Raw genomic sequence first — 20,939 nt, forward strand, 5'->3', positions numbered from 1 at the left:
CACACGGCGGCGGGGGGGCGGGGGGCGCGCCCCCCCCCCCCCCCCCGGGGGGGCGCGGGCGGGGCCCTCGCCTACCCGTAACCCCCGTGTTTTGCCCCCCGGGCCCCCCGGGTGGCTCCCCCCCGGGGCCGCGGGACCCGAACGGGCGGTGGCGATCTCGATACCTCGGTCCTCGGAGTCCGTGCTGGCGATGTGGGCGGTGGCGCAGACCGGGGCGGCGTTCGTCCCGATCGACCCGACCTATCCGGCCGACCGGATCGAGTACATGGTGGCCGACAGCGGCGTCGTCCTCGGTGTGACGGTGGCGGCCGCCCGCGAGTCGCTCCCGGATCGCCTCCGCTGGCTGGTTCTCGATGACGCCGGAACCGATTCCGCTGTGACCGCCCAGGATTCGTCGCCGATCACCGATGCCGACCGGGCCTCGGCGGTACATCCCGACCAGGTGGCCTATCTCATCTACACCTCCGGATCGACCGGCCTGCCCAAGGGCGTTCCGATCTCGCATCGCGGCCTGGCGAACCTGGCCGCAGGGTCCGGTGCGGCATTCGGGGTGCGGGCGGATTCGGTTGTCGCACACGCGGTATCGCCGAGTTTCGACATATCGGTGGAGGAACTGCTGGTGGCGTTCGCGGCGGGCGCCACGGTGGCGGTGGTTCCGCCGCGGGCCTATGCCGGGGAGGAGATGGCGCAGGTGCTGCGTGCGCACCGCGTGACACACCTGAATGTCACTCCGGCCGTGGTGGGTTCGCTGGATCCGGCGACCCTGCCCGATCTGCGCACCGTTGTCGTGGGTGGTGACGCGTGCCCGCCCGAGCTGGTGTCCACCTGGTCGGGTCGGACCCTGCTCAACGGCTACGGGCCGACCGAGACCACCGTGACGGCGACGGTAAGCACACCGCTGGTCCCCGGTGGGCCGGTGACGATCGGCGGTCCCGCGCGCGGCGTGAGCGCGCTGGTGCTCGATCCGTGGCTGCGGCCGGTGCCTCCCGGGGTGACCGGCGAGCTGTATCTCGGCGGCAACGGGCTGGCGCGCGGCTATCACCGGCGCACCGCGACGACCGCGGCCAGCTTCGTCGCCCACCCGTATGCGCGCGGCGAACGCCTGTATCGCACCGGCGATCTGGTGCGCTGGTGCCGTCGCGACGGCCGGGCGGAGCTGGAGTACGCGGGCCGCGGCGATGCGCAGGTGAAGGTGCGGGGGTATCGCATCGAGCTGGGCGAGATCGATGCGGTACTGCAGGCGATGCCGGAGGTCGACTTCGCGGTCACGATCGGCGCGGAAACCGGGTCCGGCGCCACCGCTCTGGTCTCCTACGTCCTGGGCAAGCCGGGCACCGAGTTGGATCCGTTGTCGCTGAAACATGCTGCCGCGCAGACTCTTCCGTCCTATCAGGTGCCCGCACTGATCATGGTGCTCGATCATGTCCCGCTGACCCCTGTCGGCAAGGTGGATCGCCGCGCCCTTCCGGCACCGGACTTCGGGGCCCGCGCGAGCACCGGCCGCGCGCCCGCCACACCGCGGGAGCAGACCCTCGCCGCGCTGTTCACCGAGGTTCTCGGGGTCGAGGCGGTGAGCGCCGACGACAGCTTCTTCGCGCTCGGCGGCGACAGCATCGTCGCCATCCAGCTGGTGTCGCGGGCCAAGGCGGCCGGACTGAGCTTCAGCGCGCGGGATGTGTTCGAGCGGCGCACGGTGGCGGCGCTGGCGATCGCCGCCTCCGATGCCGCGGCCACGGTGGTGCCCGAATTGCCCGGTGGCGGCGTGGGAACCATCGAACTCACGCCGATCGCGCGGGCCATGCTCGAGACCGGTGACTCCTGGGGTCGTTTCGCGCAGGCCGTGCTGATCGGCCTGCCCGGCGATATCTCTCGGTCGCGGCTCACCGCCGCGGTGCAGGCGGTCATCGATCGTCACGACATGCTGCGCAGCGCGCTGCGGCGCGCGGGCGACGACTGGGAATGGGTGGTGCGTGAACGCGGTTCGGTCGATGCGGCCGAGATCATCGACACGGGTTCGGCACCGGACGCGGACCGCGAATTGCACAGGGCCGCAGATGCTCTGGATCCCGCTGCGGGCATCGTCGCGCGCTTCGTGCTGCTCGAATCCCCCGGCGCCGAGCCGATGCTGTGGCTGGTGCTGCACCACCTCGTCGTCGACGGGGTCTCGTGGCGCATCCTGCTTCCCGACCTCGCCACCGCCTACGCCGGTGGCACGCTCGAGCCGGTGGGCACCTCGTATCGCCGCTGGGCCCACGGCCAGCGCGAGCAGGCCGCGCATCGGATCGACGAGTTGCCGCTGTGGCGCGACATTCTCGCCGTCGAGGACCCGCCGCTCGGGGCGGGAGCGTTCGATCCGAGCATCGATGTCGTCGCCACCGAGGCGCGGCTGTGCACCACGGTCGACAGCGATCTCGCCGCCGCCGTGCTGGAGACGATCCCGCACCGATTCCATTGCGGCGCCGACGATGCCATGCTCGCCGCGCTCGCCCTGGCCATGGCTCGATGGCGCGGGCACGGCACGACCCTGCTCACGCTCGAGGGCCACGGCCGCGAGGAGGCGGTGCTGCCCGGCGCCGACGTCTCGCGCACGGTGGGGTGGTTCACCACCGTCCATCCGGTCGCCCTGGACCTGAGCGAGATCGATCTGGACGACGCGTTCGCCGGTGGCACGGCCGCCGGGGCGGCGATCAAGGCGGTCAAGGAACAGCTGCGCGCCGTGCCGGACAAGGGTGTGGGCTACGGGATGCTGCGCTACCTGAATCCCGAGACGGCCGAGCAACTTTCGGCGTTGCGGGAGCCGCGGCTCAGCTTCAACTACCTCGGCCGCGCCACCGTCGCAGGCTCCTCCGACCGGATGAGCTGGATGCCTCGGCACGTCGACGCCACCCGTGACGATCGGGCGCCGCTGGCCGCCGTCATCGATGTCAATGCGATCATGGGCGCCGACGGTCTCGCGGTGACCTGGGCCTACGCCTCCCGTCTGCTCGGCGAGGACCAGGTCGGCGAGTTGGCCGACCTGTGGGCCGCGGCGCTCAAAGCGCTTGCCGCACATGCGGAATCCGCCGGATCGGGTGGGCACACGCCCTCCGATTTCGGTCTCGCGACGGTTTCTCAGCCGCAGATCGACGCCTGGGAGCAGCACTACCCGGGCCTGACCGATGTGTGGCCGCTGTCGCCGCTGCAGTCGGGCATGCTGTTCCACGCCCGCTACGACACCGATACCGCCGACGACTACACCGTGCAGACCCGGCTCGGCCTCGCGGGCCGCATCGACGCCGACCGGCTGCGTGCGGCGGCCCAGGCGCTGGTGGACCGGCACGAGAACCTGCGGGTCGCCTTCGTCGAAACGTCCGACGGGCCACGGCAGGTCGTCGTGGGAGCCTCCGAAATCGCTTGGCGCGACATCGATCTGACGGGCATCGCCGATCCCGCCCAGCGCGACCGCGAACTCGAGCGGGCGATCGCCGTCGACGCGAGTACCCGATTCGATACGACCCGTGCCCCACTGCTGCGTTTCGCGCTCCTGCGCACCGGCGCCGAGGCGTGCACGCTGCTGATGACCAACCACCATCTGGTGCTGGACGGCTGGTCGACCCCGCTGCTGGTGCGCGAGTTGCTCGCCGGTTATCTCGCCCTGGTGTCGGGACGGCCGCTCGAACTGCCCGCACCGCCGTCCTACCGCGAGTTCCTGGCCTGGCTGGCCGAACAGGACGACCGCGCATCCCTCGCGGCGTGGACCGACGCGCTGTCGGGTGTCGACTCGCCCACCCGCGCGGTGCCGTCGCTGGCGGGCATCACCTCCACCGAATCGGCAACGGTAACAGTGGATCTCCCCCGCGACACGATTGCGCGCCTGGAGGGCACCGCGCGCGACGCGGGTGCCACCGTCAATACGGCGGTGCAGGCGGCGTGGGCGCTGCTGCTGGCCATGCTGACCGGGCGCAGCGATGTCGTGTTCGGCGGCACCGTCTCCGGCCGCCCGCCGCAGCTGGCCGGTGTCGAGGAGATGGTGGGCCTGTTCATCAACACGGTTCCGGTCCGGGTGCGGCTGAATCCGGCCGAACCGGTCGCCGATCTGCTGGCCCGCGTCCAGGCCGAACAGGCGCGGCTGCTCGATCATCAGCACGTTGGACTGGCGGCCATCCATCAGGCCGTCGGGCTGCCCGAATTGTTCGACACACTCACGGTTTTCGAGTCCTATCCGATCGACCGGGAGGCGCTGTCGCAGGCCCTCGACATCGCCGGAATGCGGATCCTCGAGGTGACCGGCACCGACGCGACGCCGTATCCGCTGAACCTCATGGTGATTCCGCTCCCGGAGGGACTGCGGATCTCGGTGAAGTACCTCACCGACCACCTCGACCACGCCGCCGCCCGCGCGCTGCTCGATCGATTCGTCCTGCTGCTCACCCAGATCGCCGAGCATCCCCGTCGGCGCGTGAGCCGAGTGCGGCACTGCGAAACATCCGAGCTGCGCGCGCTGCTCCCGGTGCGCGGGGCCGATTCGGCCGAGCCGCAGATACTTCCGGACATCCTCGCCACCGGCGCCAGGGTGGATCCGGAGGCGACGGCGGTCTGCTCCGGCAGCCTGACGATGACCTACGCCGAACTCGACGCCTGGTCCAACCGGTTCGCCCGGGTGCTGCTGCGCCGCGGCGTGGGGCGCGAGGTCTTCGTGGTGCTGGCGCTCACCCGATCGGTGGAGTCGGTCGTCGCGGTGTGGGCGGTCGCCAAGACCGGCGCCGCGTTCCTGCCGCTGGATCCGAACCATCCGGTCGAGCGGATCGAGCACATCCTCACCGATTCGCGGGCGCCCATCGGAATCACCGTGTGCGCCACCGGTGACACCCTGCCCGGCTCCATCGACTGGCTGCTGCTCGACGACCTCAACACCATCCGCCGGGTGATGACGGTCTCCGACGCGCCCATCACCGAGGCCGAGCGCGGCGGCCCGATAGTGCTCGACCAGACCGCCTACCTGATCTACACCTCCGGCTCCACCGGAAAGCCGAAGGCGGTGCTGCTCAGTCATCGCGGTCTCGCCAATCTCGTTGCCACCCAGCGCGAGTCGCTCGGCCTGGACGGTACCTCCGCCGTCTTGCAGGTGGCCTCACCGAGTTTCGACGCCTCCGTGCACGAACTGTTGAAGGCGCACGGGATGGGCGGACGGCTCGTGCTGTCGCCACCCGAGGTGTACGGCGGCGCCGAACTGGAGGGCCTGCTGCGTGATCAGCGGATCACGCACGCCGTCATCACGCCGTCGGTGCTGGCGACGATGGATCCGCGGGGGCTCGAGGACCTGCGCATGCTCTCGGTGGCGGGCGAAGCCGCCGGGCCCGAGCTGGTGGCCGAGTGGTCGGCGGGGCGGCGCATGGTGAACCTGTACGGCCCCACGGAGTTCAGTATCTGGGCGACCGGGCCGGGTGAGCTGCGCGCCGACGCCCCGATCACGATCGGCGGTCCCATCCGCGGCGCGGCGGCGATGGTGCTCGATGCCTGGCTGCGTCCGGTGCCGGTCGGTGTCACCGGCGAGCTGTATCTGTCCGGTCCGGCGCTGGCACGCGGGTACTTCAACCGCTTCGCGCTCACCGCCGCGCGGTTCGTGGCCGATCCGTACGGCGCTCCCGGCGCCCGGATGTACCGGACCGGGGACATGGTGCGCTGGGTCGAGGCGCCCGGCGCCGGACTGCAGCTGGAATACCTGGGCCGCACCGACTTTCAGGTGAAGATCCGCGGGCTGCGGATCGAGCTGGGCGAGATCGATGCGGTGCTGGCGGCCGATCCGGAGGTCGACTACGCGGCGACCATCGGCTGTCCGGGCCCGACCGGCGCGACGGTGCTGGTGTCGTATGTCGTGCCCGCCGCGGGATGCGCCATCGATACCGAGCGGCTGCGGACCCGCATCGCGGCCGAGCTGCCCGGGTACATGGTGCCGAGCTATCTCCTTGTGCTGGAGCAGGTTCCGCTCACACCGGTCGGCAAGCTGGACCGCGCGGCACTGCCCGCACCGGACTTCGCGGACCTGCAGCAGCGCTACCTGGCACCGCGCACGCCCGTCGAGCACGCGGTCGCGCGGGCCTTCGCCGAGGTGCTGGGCATCGACCGGGTCGGCGCGGATCGTTCGTTCTTCGAGTTGGGCGGCGACTCGCTCAGCGCGACCCGCGTTGTCGCGCGGGTCAATTCGGCGCTGGGGTCGACCGTTGCCCTGCGAGATCTGTTCGACGCCCCGACGGTGGCGCGGCTCGCGGCCCGTATTCCCGCCACCGCCGACGGCGGTGCTCGACCAGCGCTTACTCCTCGCCTGCGGCCCGACCGGGTGCCGTTGTCGCCTGCGCAGCAGCGGATGTGGGTGCTCAACCGAATGGACCCCGGCTCCGCCGCCTACAACATCGCCGCGGCCCTGCGCCTCACCGGCGAGCTGGATATCGCCGCCCTGCGCGCGGCCTGCGCCGACCTCCTCGCGCGGCACGAGAGCCTGCGCACCGTCTACCCCGCCGACGCGGACGGCCCCCGCCAGGTCGTCCTCGACACCGCCACCGCCCTCCCCACCATCCGAATCACCGACACCGAAGACGGCCCCGCCCTCCGAGCCCACATCACCACCCTCGCCACCACAGGCTTCGACCTCTCCGAACAACCACCCCTACGAATCGCCCTGTTCCGCCTGGCCACCGAATCCGACACCACCGGGAATACGCAGGAGTGCCAGGTGCATGTTGTGGTGCTTGTGGTGCATCACATCAGTGCGGATGGGGCCTCCATGGCGCCGTTGGCTGGGGATTTGATGGGGGCGTATGTGGCGCACCGGGATGGTGCTGTCGGGGGGCTCGCGCCGTTGCCGGTGCAGTATGCCGACTTCGCGCTGTGGCATCGGGAGCTGCTCGGGGCGGAGTCCGATCCGGAGTCGCTGGCGGCCGGGCAGATTCGGTTCTGGAGCGAGACGCTTGCCGGGGCGCCCGATGTGCTGGAGCTGCCGTCGGATCGGCCGCGCCCGGCGGTGCAGTCGATGCGCAGCGCCGACCGGCATTTCGGGATCGGTGCGGAACTGCACAGGGAGCTGGTGGAACTCGGGGCCGACACCGGCGCCAGCCTGTTCATGGTGGTCCACGCGGCACTGGCGGTGCTGCTCGCCCGGCTCGGCGGCACCGATGACGTGGTGATCGGCACGGCGGTGGCGGGCCGCGGCGAGCAGGCCCTCGATGGCCTCGTCGGCATGTTCGTCAACACGCTCGGCCTGCGGACCGCGGTCGACCCCAATCTCGGTTTCCGGCAGTTCCTTTCGCAGGTCCGGGCGGCCGACCTGGACGCGTTCGGCCATGCCGACGTCCCGTTCGAACGCCTCGTGCAGGTGCTCGATCCCGCCCGGTCGACCGCGCATCATCCGATCTTCCAGGTCTCGCTGTCGCTGCAGAACTTCGTCGAGCCGGTGCTCGAGCTGCCCGGTCTGCTGGTCGAGGCGGAACCGTTCGATCGCGACGCCTCGCAGTTCGATCTGAGTCTCGATCTGCGGGAACGCTTCTCCGGATCGGAGCCCGCGGGCGTGGACGCGGTCCTCACCTTCGCCACCGATCTGTTCGACGACGCCACGGCCGACACCTTCGCGCGCCGGTGGCGTCGGGTGCTGGCCGAGGTCGTCGCGGATCCGGAACAGACCATCGCCGAGATCGGGATTCTCGACGAATCCGAATCCGCCGCACTGGTTCCCGTCTCCGGCCCGCCCGGTGTCGGTGCGGCAACACTGGCGGAGATGCTCGCGACGACAGCGGCAACGCACCCGGATCGCACGGCTTTGATCGCCGACGGCGTCACCCTCAGCTATCGCGACCTCGACGCCCGCTCCCGGCGGCTGGCAACCCTGCTCCGCAAGGCCGGTGCGGGGCCGGAAACCGTTGTCGCCCTGGCCCTCACGCGCGGCGCTGATCTACTCACCGGCCTGTGGGCAGCGGCCCGGGTGGGCGCGGCCTTCCTGCCCGTCGATCCGGCGCACCCGATCGACCGCATCGAGCATATGCTCTTGGATTCCGGTGCGCTGCTGGGGATCACCGTCACCGCGCACCGGCCCCGGCTTCCGGCGGGCGCCCGCTGGCTGGTTCTCGACGATCCGCGGCTGCCCTGGGAACACGCCTCCGGCGATGCACCGTCGCCGGAGATCCGGCCCGACCATGCGGCCTGGATGATCTACACCTCCGGGTCGACCGGAACGCCCAAGGGCGTCAGCGTCACTCATCGCGGCATCGCCGATCTGATTGCGGCACAGCGCGAATCGCTTCAGCTGGACGAGACTGCCCGAGTATTGCAGGTCGCCTCGCCGAGCTTCGACGCGTCGGTATTCGAGGCGCTCATGGCCTTCGGCTCCGGCGGCGCGGCGGTGGTCGCCCCACCCGACGTCTTCGGCGGCGCAGCGCTGGCGGATCTGATCGCGGCCGAGCGCGTCACGCATCTCGTGATCACCCCGTCCGCGCTGGCCACGCTGGACCCCGGCGTGGTGACGAGCGTGCGGGTGCTCGCGGTGGCCGGTGAGGCGATCGGCCCGGAACTGGTGCACCGCTGGGCCCCCGGCCGCGCCCTGGTCAATCTGTACGGCCCCACCGAATTCACCATCTGGGCAACGGGTTCGCGGCCGTTGCGCACGGACACCCCGGTCACCATCGGCACACCGATCCGCGGTGCGGCGGCCCTGGTGCTCGACGACCGCCTGCGCCCCGTTCCCCTCGGGGTGGCCGGTGAGCTGTATCTGGCCGGACCCGCCCTGGCGCGCGGCTACCAGTCCCGCCCCGACCTCACCGCCGCGCGCTTCGTGGCCGACCCCTACGGCGCAACCGCGGGCGAGCGCATGTACCGCACCGGCGACCTGGTCCGCTGGACCGGTTCGATACACGCCCCCGAACTGGAATACCTGGGCCGCACCGACTTCCAGGTCAAGGTCCGCGGCCAGCGCATCGAACTCGGCGAGATCGACGCGGTCCTCGGCGGCGCCCCGGGCGTCGATTTCGCCGTCACCCTCGGCGTCCGAACCCCTGCCGGTTCGACCGCCCTCGCCGCCTACGTGGTGCCCGCGTCATCGCGGAACGACGACGGCATCGTGACGGAGGATTTCGATGTGCGGGCACTGCGCGCGCACGCGGCCGAGATCCTCCCCGGGTACATGGTCCCCTCGGCATTCGTGGTGCTGGATGCCATCCCGCTCGACGCGGTCGGCAAGCTCGATCGGAAAGCGTTGCCGGAGACCGTCTTCGACGATATCGGTACCGAGTACGTCGCGCCGCGCACCCCCACCGAGACGGCGCTGGCCGCCGTCGTCGCCGAGATCCTGGGCCGGGAGCGGGTCGGGGTGCTCGACTCCTTCTTCGCGCTGGGCGGCGACAGCATTCTCGCCATCCAGCTGGTGTCGCGGGCGCGGGTACAGGGCATCACGCTCACGCCGATGCAGGTGTTCGAGCACCGCAGCATCGCCGCCCTGGCCGAGGTCGCCGACGCGGGCGATGCGGTGGCCGTCCTCGAGGAACTGCCCGGTGGCGGGGTCGGCGATATGCCGCTGACACCGATCGTGCGGTACATGGTCGAGCGCGGCGGCGATTTCGACCGATTCGCCCAGACCGCGGTGCTGGAGCTGCCGGTCGGTATCGAGCGTCACCAGCTCGTGGCCACCCTGACCGCCGTCGTCGACCGTCACGACATGCTGCGAGCCCGGCTGTCTCGCGACGAGTGCGGTGAATGGCTCTTGCGCACAGGCGATCCCGGAACCGTCGACGTGGACATGTTGGTCCGCCGGATCGAGTTCGACGCCGACGCCGACACGATCGATTTGCGCGAGTTCGCCGTCACCGCCGTCGATTCCGCCATGCACCGGCTCGACCCGGCGAACGGCGTGGTGCTGCAGTTCGTGTGGCTCGATCCGGTCGGCGCGGCCGGTGCCCGGCACCGCGCCGGACGGCTGATCGTGGTGGCCCACCATCTCGTCGTCGACGGGGTGTCGTGGCGAATCCTGGTGCCGGACTTCATGGCCGCGTGGGCACAGGTATCCGCGGGTGCGGCACCGGTGCTGGCCGCATCCGGGACCTCGCTGCGCCGCTGGGCGCATGCGCTCACCGAGGAGGCACAGCGGGCCGAGCGGATCGCCGAGACCGGCTATTGGCGCCGGGTCAGCGACGGCCACGATCCGCTCGTCGGCCGCCGCGAGCTGGATCCGGCGATCGACCGCGCGGACACCCTGCGCACGGTCGACATCGAACTCCCCGAGCGGGTGACGACCGACCTGCTGACCACCGTTCCGGCACTGTTCGACGGCAGCGTCGAGGACGCGTTGCTGGCCACCTTGGGACTGGCCGTGCGGCGGTGGCGCGAGCACCGCGCCGACTCGCAGAGCGACTCCGTACTGCTCCGGCTGGAGGGCCACGGCAGGCAGCAGGAGATCGTGCCCGGCGCGGACCTCTCCCGCACGGTCGGGTGGTTCACCAGCATGTACCCGATGCGGGTGGAATCGGCGGGCATCGACCTCGCCGACGCTCTCGCCGGTGGGCCCGCCATGGGTGCGGCGATTCGCGCCGTCAAGCAGCAGCGGCTGGCCATCCCGGACAAGGGCATCGGATACGGCCTGCTCCGATATCTGAATCCCGCTGCCGCAGCGCAGTTCCCCGAACGCCTGCCCGGCCGCATCGCCTTCAACTACCTCGGCCGGTACGCCCCCTCCGAGATTCCCGCCGGTCTGGAGGGGCTGGGCTGGCTGCCCACCGACGAATTCGGGGACCTGCACGCCGACGAACATGCCTCGGTGCCGGTGACCGTGGAGATCGACGTGAACGCCGTCGTGGTCGGCGATCGGCTGCAGGCGAGCTTCCGTTTCCCGGAAACCCTACTGCGGCACGACGATATCGCCGTGCTGGCCACGATGTGGTCGGACATGCTCGGTGCGGCGTCGCGATTCGCCGCCACACCGCACGCGCGGCGCGCCGCGTCCGAGGAGGCGGAATACCAAGCGGCACAACGAATCAGCAGGCCCCCGTCCGGGCTGGGCTTGGACGTGCTGCTGCCGATCCGTCCCGAAGGCAGCGCGCCCGCCCTGTTCTGTATCCATCCCTCCTCCGGAATCGCCTGGCCCTACCTGGGATTCGCCGAACACCTGCACCCCGGACGGCCGATCTACGGCCTGCAGGCCCCGGACCTGAGCGGCGAGGCCCCGGCCGGTTCCATCGACGCCTTCGCCGACCGCTATGTCCGCGAGATCCGCCGCATCCAGCCGCAGGGTCCGTATCACGTGCTCGGCTGGTCGTTCGGCGGTCTCATCGCCCATGCGATCGCCGCCCGGCTCGAAGCAGAGGTGGGCGTGCTCGCCCTGCTGGACGCGGATACCGCCGATATCGACGGCGACAGCATCGAACTACTCACCGCCGGTGCGTTCGTCAGCACCTTCGGTTCCGCCTTCGGCATCGACGAGATCCCCGCCACCGCGACCGCGCAGCAGGCGGCGGATCTGATCCGGGAACACATGGGCGGCGTCTCGCTCGTCGATGCCACCACCCTCGAGCGCATGGCGGCCTCCTACAACGCCTCCGCCCGCACGCGCACCGGCTACCGGCGCCCCGTATTCCACGGTGACGTCCTGTATTTCAGCGCGACCGTCGACACCTCCGACATCTTCGGCCCCTCCGGCTGGCGCCCCTTCGTCACCGGCGCCATCACCAACCACGACCTCGATGTCACCCACGACGAGCTGACCGCTCCGCACGTGCTGCCGACCATCGCGCGCGTGCTCGATCATCACCTGGAAGGCTGGCAGTGAATATTTCCGGCGGCGTCCTCGTCGAGGGCATAGAGAAATCCTTCGGCACCGTATCCGCCTTGCGCGGTGTCGATTTCGAGGCCCGCCCGGGCGAGGTGCTGGGTGTGCTCGGCCCGAACGGCGCGGGCAAGACGACGATGGTGAACATCCTGTCGACCCTCATCGCGCCCGATCGGGGCCGCGCCCGCGTCGCCGGATACGACGTGGTGGCCGATCCGGCCGCGGTGCGCCGCTCCATCATGCTCACCGGTCAGTTCGCCGCCCTCGACGACATGCTCAGCGGCACCGAGAATCTCGTGATGTTCGGCCGCCTGATGGGTCTGCGCAAACGCGCCGCGCGCGCCCGCGCCGCCGAGCTGATCGCCGAATTCGACCTCGACGCGGCGGGCGAGCGGCGGGTCGGCACCTACTCCGGCGGCATGCGCCGGCGCATCGACATCGCCTGCGGGCTGGTGGTCCGGCCCGACGTGGTCTTCCTCGACGAGCCGACCACCGGGCTGGATCCGCGCAGCCGCCAAGGGGTGTGGGATCTGGTCTCCGGCTTCCGGAAGGAGGGGATCACGACGCTGCTGACCACGCAGTATCTGGAGGAGGCCGATGCGTTGTGCGACCGCATCATCGTGATCGACCACGGTGTGGTCATCGCGGGCGGCACCGCCGACGAGCTGAAGGCGCGCACCGGCGGCAGCTACTGCGAGGTGGTGCCGTTGAACCCGAAGGACCTGCCCGCCATCGCCGCGGCGCTGGGCGCGCTGCTGCCCGACGCCAATCTCGCGGTGCTGACCGGTGATTCGGACCGCCTCGCCGTCCCGGCGCCGGACGGCACCCAGACCCTGACCGAGGCGCTGCGCCGAATAGACAGTGCCGGTATCGAACTGGTCGATATCGCGCTGCGGCGGCCGTCCCTCGACGATGTCTTCCTGAAGCTCACCGGCCACCTCGCCGACGGCGGGGCCGTCCGATGACCGCGTGGCAGGCGTCGATGCGCGCCGCCCCGATCACGGTGCAGCAGTGGTGGGTTCTGACGACCCGGCTGATCACGCCGTCGGTGAAGACCGGCGAGGTGCTCGCCTCGGTGCTGGCCCCGGCCGCGTTCACCGCGAGCTTCTACCTGCCGCTCGACCGCGTGATGTCGTTCTCCGGCACCGGATTCTCGAGCTATGCCCAGTTCATGATGCCGATCGTGATCCTGCAGGCCGCGGCCTTCACCGCCATCTCCGCCGCCTTCCGGGCCGCCTCCGACGCGGTGTCCGGGCTGGACCGGCGGTTCGGGACCATGCCGATCGGCCAGCTGGTGCCGCTGGCCGCGCGCATGTCCGGCAACATCTTCCGGCTGCTCGTCGCCCTCACCGCGGCCCTCGCCTGCGGCCACGTCATCGGCTTCCGGTTCCATCTCGACGCCGCGCACACCCTCGGTTTCCTGCTGCTGGCGATCCTGATCGGCGTCGCCTTCACGCTCGGAGCGGACGCGATCGGCACCGCCTCGAAGAGTCCGGAGGCCACCACCCAGGCGCTGGTGCTGCCGCCGCTGATCTTCGGCATGCTGTCCACCGGTCTGGCTCCGGCCGCCCAATTCCCGGACTGGATAGAGCCTTTCGTGCGCAATCAACCGATCTCGCAGTTCGCCACCGCATTACGCGCGCTGGCCGGGGACACCCGCGCCGACGTGGGCGAGGCGAGCTGGCCGCTGCTGGGCCCGGCGCTGCTGTGGATCGGCGCGATGGTGCTGGTGGCCGTCGTCTTCGGCATCCGGCTGAGCAGGAGCAAGGCATGACCACATCGATGGGCCACCCCGCGACGTATCGCACCGAGCAAGGGCCGTCACATTTCGTGCGGCACACCTCGATTCAGACGCAGCGCCTGCTGGTGCGCTGGCTGCGCAGCCCGGTCACCCTGCTCGAGACGCTGATCATTCCGTGCCTGCTGCTGTTCATGCTGGATACGGTGATCGGCGGTCAGATCGAGCGCTTCTCGGGGACCGACGCCCTCTACGGCTCGGTGCCGATGGTGGCGATCGTCGGCGCGCTGTCGGGGGCGGTGGCGGGCGGCGTGATGCTCGGCCGCGAACGCGACGCCGGGCTGCTCGCACGGTTCTGGGTGCTGCCCGTGCACCGCGGATCCGGGCTCGCCGCCCGCGTCGTGGCGGAGGGTTGCCGCATCTTCGCGGGCACCGTGATCGTGATCGCCGTGGGTTACGTGCTCGGCTTCCGATTCCAGCAGGGCCCGCTCGCGGCCGTCGTCTTCGTGCTCGTCCCGGTGCTGTTCGGCCTGGCCTTCGCGACCATAGTCACCGCCGTCGCCGTCTTCACGGCGAAAGCCACACTGGTGGAGGGGATTACGATCCTGTCCTCGCTGCTGATGTTCTTCAGCACGGGTTTCGTCCCGCTCCCCGCCTACCCGGGGTGGCTGCAGCCGATAGTCCGCAACCAACCCCTGTCGGTAGCCGTGGACGCCATGAAGGCCCTGTCCCTCGGCGGCCCACTCGCCCACCCCCTCACCCTCACCCTCGCCTGGTCACTGGGCGCCATCGCCTTCTTCACCGTCCCCGCGACCATCGGCTACCGCCGCGCCAGCAGGCGATGAGCGAGTGTCACAGAGGCCGGAACCCCGATCCCCGGGCGCCGGTCCGATTCAGTTCCTCCAGCACGGCGGTGAACTGGCTGGAGACGGTCGGCTCGTGAATCGGGTTTCCCGGTACCGTGCACGGTATTTCGATGTCTTCGAGCGGTGAGATGCCGCCGTTGACCATTCCGACGAGCTCCGCACCGCGCAGCACGGGGCCCCCGGAATCGCCGTGCCCGGCGCAGATCTGGCTGACCGATTGCACCGGGTCGGCATTCCACACCACCCCGCAGGTGAATCCCGTCGTGCGGCCGTTCTTGCACAGGATCTCCCCCGCCGCGGCGGGTGCGCCGATCCCGGTCAGCGTCGAGGGGCCGACCTGGCGCACCGGCGTCACCCGCGCGGGATCGAATTCTATTACGGCCCAATCGTCTTGGGCGTCCTGCACCGCGACGAACCCGAGCGGCCCGGCGTTCGGCATCGCCTCCGACCCCACCAGGACCCCGGCATTCTCGGCGCAATGCCCGGCGGTGATCCCGACGAGCTTGTCCTCGCGGTCGTAACCGATCGCGGTCAGCGTGCACAGCGCCATCCGGTGCGGAACGCTCGTGGTCAGCATGATTCCCGAGCCGCCGCCGAGCACCGGCCCGTCCGCATGGGCCACACCGCCTACCGGTCCGGCCGTCCACGCCAGGGCCGCCACGCCGACCCCCGCGATCCTCGCCGCAATACCGCGCACCATGCCGCTCCCTCCGGGCCTGTCGGTCAGAGACGCACGCCACGCTACGTGCCGATAGCAGGCATACATGACCGACACTCCGGGAGCGCGCGAGCGAACCGGTTCGCGGCCGATCAGGGATGGGCGGAGCGGAACCGCGCCGCTTTGGCCTGGTTCCCGCAGGTCTTCATGCTGCACCACCGGCGGCGGCGACCGCGGGAGGTATCGAGGAAGAACCAGCCGCAGCGGTCGCACCTGCGCACCGGCCGCGGCGGCGGGCTCACCGCCAGCCTGACTCCCGCCAGCGCGAGGACGGTGAGCGCGCCGCGGGCGGAGCGGGCCGCGACGGAACCGTCCGCGTGCACCGAGACCTCGGCGCCGATGCCGCGGCGCGCCGTGTCGAGGAGACCGGCGAGCGCCTGCGCGGGCAGCGAATGCCCGTCGACCTGCGCGTCGAAGATCGCCCACAAGTGCTCGCGCAGCACCCGTGCCCGGCGCAGCGCGGCGTCGTCGAGGGAATCCGCGCGCGAGGGCAGCAGTTCGGCGCGCTGCAGCCAGGACATCAGATCGTCGGCGCCGCCGAGCAGGTCGGCGCCGAGTTCCGGCGTGCGGCGGAAGACGGTGTTCGCGAAGTCGAGGGCGATATCCCCGGCGATGAAATGGCCATCACTCCAGGCGGTGCTCACGCCCGAATACCGTTGCGGTCGAACACATCACCGACGAACTCCACCAGCTGCGCCGCCACCTCGGCCGCATGCGTCTCCAGCAGGCAGTGCCCGGCGTCGTACAGGTGCGCGTCGAGATCGGTCATCTCGCGGTGATAGGCCAGGACCTCGGCGATGTCGAAGTACGGGTCGTGCCGACCCCACAGCACCAGGCACGGCGGCTGAAATTCCCTGTGGTACTTCGCAATATCCGCGAAGCGGGCCACATGGTTGCGGTAGTCGTAGAACAGCTGGAACTGGACATCGATATTGCCGGGCCGCGACAGCCGCTCCCAGTCCAGATGCCACGACTCGCACGGATACAGCTCCTGCAAATCCGGCCGCTGCTCGCCGATGTACTGATCACGAGTTCCCGTGAAGTTCAACCACTCCGGCAGCGCCGCCCGGTTCTCCTCGGTGGGGTCCGCCCAGAACCGCCGCGGCGCATCCCACGCCTCGTGCATGCCCTCCTCGTGCGCGCTGCCGTTCTGCACCACGAGCCCGAGCACGCGTTCGGGATGGCGCGTCGCCATGAAATATCCGACGGGCGTACCGAAGTCGGTCATGTAGAGCACGTACCGCTCCACCCCGAGCTGTTCGACCAACGCCTCGATCACGTTCGACAGGCGCTCGAAGGTGCACTCCTCGAGCGGCGGCACATCCGAGAACCCGAACCCGGGCAGATCCGGCGCAATCGCATAGAACCGCTCCCCGAGAACCGGCAGGACCTCCCGAAACGTGTACGACGAACTGGGATACCCATGCACCAGCACCACGGCGGTACCCCCGGGCCTCCCCGCCTCCCGATACCGCACCCGCCCCCCGTCCACCTCACGAACCAGATGCCTCGTCTTGGCCATACGCATCACAGAACCTCCTTCGGACGTAGACCTCCCTTCAAGAGTAACCCTATTGAGCCGATTTAAAGGTTACCCAGTCGGCACAGGCAATCCGACCCGCATTCCTGGAGCGAGTTGGCGTACAGACCACTCAGCTTTGTGCCGTCAGGTCCTTGCCCAGGTTCGCGGCGGTCTCCTGGAGTAGCGGGATGATGGAGTCCATGTCGAGGCCGGAGACTCGGGCCTGGGGGCCGGAGATCGAAATGGCCGCTCGCGTCGGGGCATTCGGGATCGCTACCGCGAAACACCGGACGCCGATTTCCTGTTCGCCGTCGTCGACCGCGTAGCCCTGGATGCGGATGCGGTCGACCTCCGTGCGCATGACCGACGGGTCGGTGATGGTGTGAGTCGTGCGGGGGCTCATCGAGATTCGGGACAGGATGCGGTCGCTCTCCTCCGGTGCCAAGGTGGCGAGGACCGCCTTGCCGACGGCCGTGCAGTGCAGGTCGACGCGCTGACCGACCTCGGTGAACATGCGCATGGCATGCGGGGAGGGCACCTGGGCGACGTAGACGACCTGATCACCGTCGAGCACCGCCATGTTGGAGGTCTCGCCGGTGAGGTCGCGCAGCCGGGTCAGGTGCGGGCGGGCCGAGGCACCGAGCACCCGACCGGCGGTCTCGCCGAGGCGAATCAGCCTGGGCCCCAAGGAGTATCGGCGCGACGGCTGCTGACGGATGTAGCCGCCGGTGATCAGCGTGCGCAGCAGCCGGTGAATGGTCGGCTGCGGCAGGCCGGACGCCTCGGCGAGCTGCGACAGCGTCGCCTCCCCGCCCGCGTCGGCGACCAACTCCAGCAGCTCGAAGGCGCGATCGACGGACTGCACCCCGCCGGTCCGCGGACTGGCTTCGGTCACGGCAATCCTTCCTTCGAGGGTGGTTGTCCCCACCATCTTCGCAGCCCAGTTCCACCTTACGGAAATCCACATAGCGGAAGTAGGCTTCGATGATACGGAAGAGTAATGCCGTGACCGCGGCTAGATGCCCGCGGCCCCCGCGACCCGCTGCGCCCGGATCCGAAATGCCTGGTGCAGCACGATCGCGGTCAGGCAGCCCGCGCTGATCCCCGAACCCATGATGGTCGCGAGCGGCGCGGGCAGCCCTTCGTAGAACGAGGGCACCACCGTCGGCGTCATGCCGATGAACAGCGACACCCCGACGATCAGCGAGTTGACCGGATCGCCCAGGTCGGCCTTGGCCAGCGTGCGGATGCCACCGGCGGCGACCGTCCCGAACAGCACCAGCCCGGCCCCGCCCAGCACCGGCTTCGGCACCAGCTCGATCAACAACGACAATTGTTTGGCGAACCCCCGCAGGAACCGATGACAGACCAGCACCACCAGCAGCGCGGCACCGGCGATGAGCAGATTCCGCATCGGCACCGGCGCCGAACCGCCCTCCTCCCCGGTGCCACGCACCCAGTTCAGGGTGACGGGCAGCAGCGAGAGGCCGATCAGTAGACCGCGGGCAGCGCGGACCCCGGCGCCGAGGTCTTGGCGATCGCCAGCACCGGCGCCACGGCGGCGAACGAGGCCCCGTTCATCAGCGGCAGCCGTGAGCCGAACCGCCACCAGCCCAGCGACTGCAGCACCGTGGCCAGGCCCGCCGTGAACAGGCTGGCGGTGATGAGCATCGCCTGATCGGTGTGGTTCAGCCCGACGGCGGCCCCGATGATCAGCGGCGGCGCCACCACACCCGCGACCATCGCCGCGATGTGCTGCAGCCCGCCCGCGGCCCCCGGGGGCCCGGGGGGGCGGGGGGGGCCCCCCGCGGCACGGGCACCGACCGTCGTGGACAGCGCGATGGCCGTCGCCGTCACCGCGGCGATCGCGGCGGCACGCACCGCGTTCCCAGGTGTCACTGTGAATCTCCCCATGGCTCAATGCAACAGGGCAATCTACCATCCGCCCGGGGGCTACGCGGCCTCGTCGTAGAGGTGGTCGAAGACGCCCTCGCGCAGGGTGACGGCCCGCAGCCGGGATTCGACCTCCGCCAGCAGGCCGGTGGGAACCGCGGAATCCTGCGATGCGGTCCGGTGCAGGTGATAAAGCCAACCCGAGGCCCGCAGCAACTCGACAATTGCCTGGTCGAAATCGTCTATAGCTTGTTTCAGATCGAGATTGTCCACGAGATTCCTTCACAACACAGAAACCACGACTCTACCCGAGCCCCCGCCACCGGTTCGGTGACCTCGGCCACGGGCGCCGGACATTCAGCGGATGGCCGGATGATCGTCGGCGATTTCCGGGAATCGGTCCCGCAGATTATCCAGGCAGCGCTGCACCTCCCGCAGGTCGCGGCGGAGCCGATGGGATTCGGCGGTGGAACGAGGCGTGCCGCGCCGGGTGCGTGCGATGGCCCGCAGCGCGGTGGTCAGCGATTCGGCCTCCGCGGTGAGCAGGCGAGAGAACTCCCGGGCCTGTTCGACATCGGATCGGTCCTGGCTCGGCGGCCCGCTACCAGGCCGAACGGCCCCGTCGGCGGGCCTCGGGCCGGGCCCGGCACCGGGGGAATCGTCGCGTCGACGGTGCAGGGCCCGGGCATCGTTCATAATTCATGGTTACGCCCGGATGAACAGCCGTCAACCAGAAGCTGTCGCGCGGGCCGCGCGGCGGAGGTGCCCGTCGGCGCGATAGATACCATCATCCCAGCGAATATCGCACCGCCGGACGATATTCCGGTAATGCAATTACGAACGCCGTTCACACACACGATATTCCGCACTTTTCATACCGCACCGGCCGCCGGTGTCTACAGTGGATGTATTTCTCGCACCGCCCATTCGGAAGACGATCCGGCCATGACCGAAGCAACCGAGACGAAGATCGACAATCCATTCGACGCGGGCCGTGCGCGCCGGCTCGATATCGCTCGCACCACACTTCCCACCGACCTCGTCGACAGGTTCGAGCGCGGCATGTTCCGAACCGATGCGCTGGCGGACGCGGTGGTGGAGGACTTCGCCGAGATGGGCCGCGGCCGGTGCTGGCCGCTGCTGGAGCGCGCGCTGCGCGAGCGCCGGGCCGACGTCGCGGGCGCACCGCGGTCCCTGCGGACGCTGCTGGGGCCGCTGCTCGAGCCGCCGCCGTGGTTCGACGCCGAACAGGTCCGCCGCGGCGCCGCGGTGTGGTGGCGGTTCGCGCCCGCCGCCGTGCTGGCGCTGGCCGCGGCGCTGCTGGCGGTCATCGAATTCGGGGATCTCAACAAGCCCCAGGCATTGAACGGCCGCTCGGCGCGGATGAGCGGCCGCCGCTACGAGGAGACCGCCCGATGGCTGATGGCGGCGACGGAGCCGGGCGCGGCCGCGCCGGGCGGCGCCGGATTCGACGCGACCGTCCGGGTCCGGTTCGTGCATGCGATGGTCCGACGACATCTGCGGCGCAGCGGCCGCTGGGACGAGACCGCCTGGGGCGCACCGATTCACGCCAGCGGGCAGTCGGTGGTGAATCTGGCCTTCATGCTCACCCCCTTGGCCACCTACGACGCGCTGCACATGACCCTGACCGACGAGGAGATCGAATCCGTTCGCCGACTGTGGTATTGGCTCGGCTACGTGATGGGGGTACCCGGGGAACTGCTGCCGGTGACCATGGAACACGCCTGGCAGACCCGCCGCGCCGGGAACCTGATCTTCGCTCCGCCCGACCACGACTCGATCGAATTGGTCCATGCGCTCAAACACGACGGGATTCGTGCCGAACGCCGGTTGCCGAAGCGACTGCAGCCCGCGCTCGCCCCGATACTGCGACCGGCGGTGAGCGGAGCGGTGTGGGGACTCAGCGACGCGATCATCAAGAAAACCCTTGTCACCGACGCGATTACGGCCAAGGGCGGCATGCCCTCGGACTACCCGGGTAGCACCCATATCGCGCTCGCGGCCCTGCGTCCCGCCCTCGCGGTCTGGGAACGGCTGCGCCACCGCGGCACCCTCGGCACCGACCTCGATATCGCGCGCCGCGAGCGCGCCCACGTCGCCCTGGTCCTCTCGTCGATCAAGGCCGTCCCCCACCCCGTCCGCCCCGAGGACGCCGTCACCGAACTCCCGTGAGGTAGGCCGAAGGAGCTACCCCGACCGGTGGGCCGCGTCGTACCACTGATGCGGGATCGACCAGTCCGGCTCCGGTTCGGGTCGCTGTCGCTGCCGATACTCGGCGTGGAATATCTCCGCGGAGCCGCAGGCCATCGCCCCGAGCAGGATGAGTCCGCGCACGACATGGTGCAGCACAACCGACTTCACGATGCTCATCACAACGAACACCTCCTCGCTCGCAACGGTCT

The 20,939-nt window shown here is 70.1% G+C and carries 14 protein-coding genes; 5 read left to right on the top strand and 9 right to left on the bottom strand.

The window, feature by feature from the left end; all coding sequences use genetic code 11:
- The first annotated feature begins 91 nt into the window (after positions 1-91).
- The 4 genes from QH290_RS04000 to QH290_RS04015 are packed head-to-tail and all read left to right on the top strand — an operon-like array spanning position 92 to position 14,362.
- Positions 92-11,779, top strand: coding sequence for a non-ribosomal peptide synthetase (locus tag QH290_RS04000; protein ID WP_280381995.1), 11,688 nt, complete (start codon positions 92-94; stop codon positions 11,777-11,779).
- On the top strand, positions 11,776-12,744 hold the full coding sequence (locus tag QH290_RS04005; protein WP_280381996.1) for an ATP-binding cassette domain-containing protein: 969 nt from the start codon (positions 11,776-11,778) through the stop codon (positions 12,742-12,744). The genes QH290_RS04000 and QH290_RS04005 overlap by 4 nt, the downstream gene beginning before the upstream one ends.
- Positions 12,741-13,553: an ABC transporter permease gene (locus QH290_RS04010; protein WP_280381997.1), complete on the top strand. Its 813-nt coding sequence runs from the start codon at positions 12,741-12,743 to the stop codon at positions 13,551-13,553. Before QH290_RS04005 ends, QH290_RS04010 begins: the two co-directional genes overlap by 4 nt.
- Positions 13,550-14,362: an ABC transporter permease gene (locus QH290_RS04015; RefSeq protein WP_280381998.1), complete on the top strand. Its 813-nt coding sequence runs from the start codon at positions 13,550-13,552 to the stop codon at positions 14,360-14,362. Before QH290_RS04010 ends, QH290_RS04015 begins: the two co-directional genes overlap by 4 nt.
- Before the next feature lie 7 nt (positions 14,363-14,369).
- Here QH290_RS04015 and QH290_RS04020 read toward each other — a convergent pair whose 3' ends face one another.
- From QH290_RS04020 to QH290_RS04055, 8 genes are all read right to left on the bottom strand, one after another.
- Positions 14,370-15,083, bottom strand: coding sequence for a trypsin-like serine protease (locus tag QH290_RS04020; RefSeq protein WP_280381999.1), 714 nt, complete (start codon positions 15,081-15,083; stop codon positions 14,370-14,372).
- A gap of 110 nt (positions 15,084-15,193) precedes the next feature.
- A complete protein-coding gene (locus tag QH290_RS04025; protein WP_280382000.1) occupies positions 15,194-15,745 on the bottom strand; it encodes a CGNR zinc finger domain-containing protein in 552 nt (183 codons plus the stop codon).
- Positions 15,742-16,629 carry an alpha/beta fold hydrolase gene (locus QH290_RS04030; RefSeq protein WP_280382001.1) on the bottom strand — a complete coding sequence of 296 codons (888 nt, stop codon included), beginning with the start codon at positions 16,627-16,629 and terminating at the stop codon, positions 15,742-15,744. The genes QH290_RS04025 and QH290_RS04030 overlap by 4 nt, the downstream gene beginning before the upstream one ends.
- A gap of 124 nt (positions 16,630-16,753) precedes the next feature.
- Positions 16,754-17,518: an IclR family transcriptional regulator gene (locus tag QH290_RS04035; RefSeq protein ID WP_425301750.1), complete on the bottom strand. Its 765-nt coding sequence runs from the start codon at positions 17,516-17,518 to the stop codon at positions 16,754-16,756.
- Positions 17,519-17,638: 120 nt separating this feature from the next.
- A complete protein-coding gene (locus QH290_RS04040) occupies positions 17,639-18,079 on the bottom strand; it encodes a solute carrier family 23 protein (protein ID WP_342213710.1) in 441 nt (146 codons plus the stop codon).
- A gap of 35 nt (positions 18,080-18,114) precedes the next feature.
- Positions 18,115-18,522, bottom strand: a complete 408-nt coding sequence (locus QH290_RS37875) for a solute carrier family 23 protein (protein WP_342213711.1) — start codon at positions 18,520-18,522, stop codon at positions 18,115-18,117.
- 54 nt (positions 18,523-18,576) lie between these two features.
- A complete protein-coding gene (locus QH290_RS04050; RefSeq protein WP_280264778.1) occupies positions 18,577-18,789 on the bottom strand; it encodes a hypothetical protein in 213 nt (70 codons plus the stop codon).
- An 84-nt stretch (positions 18,790-18,873) separates the two neighbouring features.
- Positions 18,874-19,212 (bottom strand): hypothetical protein, encoded by a 339-nt coding sequence (locus QH290_RS04055; protein ID WP_280382002.1) that lies wholly within the window; start codon positions 19,210-19,212, stop codon positions 18,874-18,876.
- A 249-nt stretch (positions 19,213-19,461) separates the two neighbouring features.
- Between QH290_RS04055 and QH290_RS04060 the strand changes: the two genes are divergently transcribed.
- On the top strand, positions 19,462-20,709 hold the full coding sequence (locus QH290_RS04060; RefSeq protein ID WP_280382003.1) for an oxygenase MpaB family protein: 1,248 nt from the start codon (positions 19,462-19,464) through the stop codon (positions 20,707-20,709).
- A gap of 15 nt (positions 20,710-20,724) precedes the next feature.
- On the opposite strand, the gene QH290_RS04065 is transcribed toward QH290_RS04060, so the two are convergent.
- Positions 20,725-20,907 carry a hypothetical protein gene (locus QH290_RS04065; RefSeq protein WP_280264781.1) on the bottom strand — a complete coding sequence of 61 codons (183 nt, stop codon included), beginning with the start codon at positions 20,905-20,907 and terminating at the stop codon, positions 20,725-20,727.
- Between the last annotated feature and the right edge of the window lie 32 nt (positions 20,908-20,939).

This window comes from Nocardia wallacei (genome assembly GCF_029869545.1).
In the GTDB taxonomy this organism is placed as follows: domain Bacteria; phylum Actinomycetota; class Actinomycetes; order Mycobacteriales; family Mycobacteriaceae; genus Nocardia; species Nocardia wallacei_A.